The 1,657-nt window shown below is 60.3% G+C and carries 3 protein-coding genes; all 3 read right to left on the bottom strand.

Translation table 11 applies throughout. The annotated features are described in order from the left end of the window. The coding region (locus NKI17_RS36755; RefSeq protein ID WP_352907934.1) for an IS66 family transposase zinc-finger binding domain-containing protein at positions 1-679 on the bottom strand (679 nt) is incomplete at its 3' end. Positions 680-742: 63 nt separating this feature from the next. Beyond that, positions 743-1,090: an IS66 family insertion sequence element accessory protein TnpB gene (tnpB, locus tag NKI17_RS36750; protein ID WP_292521315.1), complete on the bottom strand. Its 348-nt coding sequence runs from the start codon at positions 1,088-1,090 to the stop codon at positions 743-745. After that, positions 1,087-1,455 (bottom strand): IS66-like element accessory protein TnpA, encoded by a 369-nt coding sequence (tnpA, locus tag NKI17_RS36745; protein WP_352907933.1) that lies wholly within the window; start codon positions 1,453-1,455, stop codon positions 1,087-1,089. The genes tnpB and tnpA overlap by 4 nt, the downstream gene beginning before the upstream one ends. Positions 1,456-1,657: the final 202 nt, after the last annotated feature.

The raw sequence follows: 1,657 nt of genomic DNA, 5'->3' as shown, positions 1-1,657 counted from the left end.
GTCTTCGAGGTCGCTGGCGCGGATCTGGTAGGGTGCGCCGCGCATGACCTGCTCGGCAGGCAAGAGGCCATCCCTGATGAACCGGCGGATTTTGACGTGCGAGGCCGGCACCCGCCATGCTGCCAGGTATCGGACGGCTCGGCGCTAGCACCTGAACCATCTTTTCGCAGCAGCGGCAGGATTTCTTCAATCGAGCAACCTCGATGACCTTCATCTGCGCGGCGATCACATCGAGGATTTCGCTTACGTCTTCGCCCACAAGACGCAGTTCACCCCCACAAGCGGGGCAGCAGGTGCCAGGATCGAGTTCCCGGCGCTCGCGAACTGCCTTCTCCGATACGCGCGGACGACGGCGCATAATCCTTTCGGGCGCGTTTGCCGCAGGCGGGACAGGCGCTGTCCCATCGGCCTCATTGACAGGCCTGGTGTCGCTCTCGGCTGCGGCGATCAACAAATCCTCCAGCGCCAGTTCCAACTGTTGGATTTCCCGCTCGATCTTTTCCGAGGACTTGCCGAAGACCTGTTTCTTCAGCTTGGCAATGCGCAGCCGCAAGGTCTGGATCAATTGGTCATGCGCCTGCAACGTCGCCGACATCTTCGCATTTTCCGCCTGCAAGGCGGCGATCATTGCCTTCAGGAAGGCCGGATCGTCGGGAAGATTTTGGGTCGCGTTCGACATGAACCCGACTACCATAGCTCAGGAAGGATATCCATAAAAACAAGCAAAATCAGTGGGATAAAATTAACCGACACGCGCCGGTGGGGCACCCCAGTCGGGACGCCGCCAATCAATTCCTTCCCATAACATCGCCAATTGCGCCGTTGTCAGGCGAGCCGTCCCATCGGCGGCCGACGGCCATGGAAAGCGGCCCCTCTGGAGGACCTTGTAATAGAGGCAAAAGCCCTGGCCATCAAAATAGAGAAGTTTCAAACGATCGCCGCGTCGTCCTCGGAACGCAAAAACCGCACCTCCTGTCGGCTTCTGGCGCAACACGTCCTGCGCAAGCGCCGCCAGACCCTCGATCCCTTTGCGCATGTCCGTCATCCCGCAGGCAAGGTACACTCGAACGCCAGTTCCCGGTCCGATCATGCCGCCTCCACCGCCCGGATAAGCCGCGTCAGGGTGGCGGCATTCACGCCGCTGTCGAAGCAAAGGCTGCGACCGCAGGTCAATCTCAACTCGATCAGCCCAGACGGGTCCTGACGGTCCCCACCGCGCTCGGTCTGCACGGCATTCATGTCCACGGGAACAAACACCGCATTCGCAGACCGCGACAAAAGCCCCTTCTTCTTCAGCTCACTGCGCCAGGTGTAAATCTGCTGCCGCGTCACATCGTGCCGATGAGCCACCTCCGTTACCGTAGCGCCAGAAACCCCAACCGACATGACAATGTCGAGCTTCTGTTCATCAACCCATCGACGCCGCCGTTCCTTCCCAAGAATTTCCACACGCATCGCAAACCTCGCCTAAGACACGTCGCAAACGACGTCGTTAAACACGTGTCTTAGGCCATCACGACGATAGCCGGCAGGCGGTGACAATCGGGCGGTTACCATCAATCTCGGCGGGCGCCAGCGCCGTCAAGAATGCGTCGGCGACGGCGGCATCCACACGTGAAGCACGGATGTGCTGGCATGCCGGCAAGCCCGTGTGGGA

Origin of the sequence: Mesorhizobium sp. M0816, from assembly GCF_040320005.1 — a bacterium.
Taxonomy (GTDB): Bacteria; Pseudomonadota; Alphaproteobacteria; order Rhizobiales; family Rhizobiaceae; genus Mesorhizobium.
This window is presented reverse-complemented; position numbering and strand designations above follow the sequence as displayed.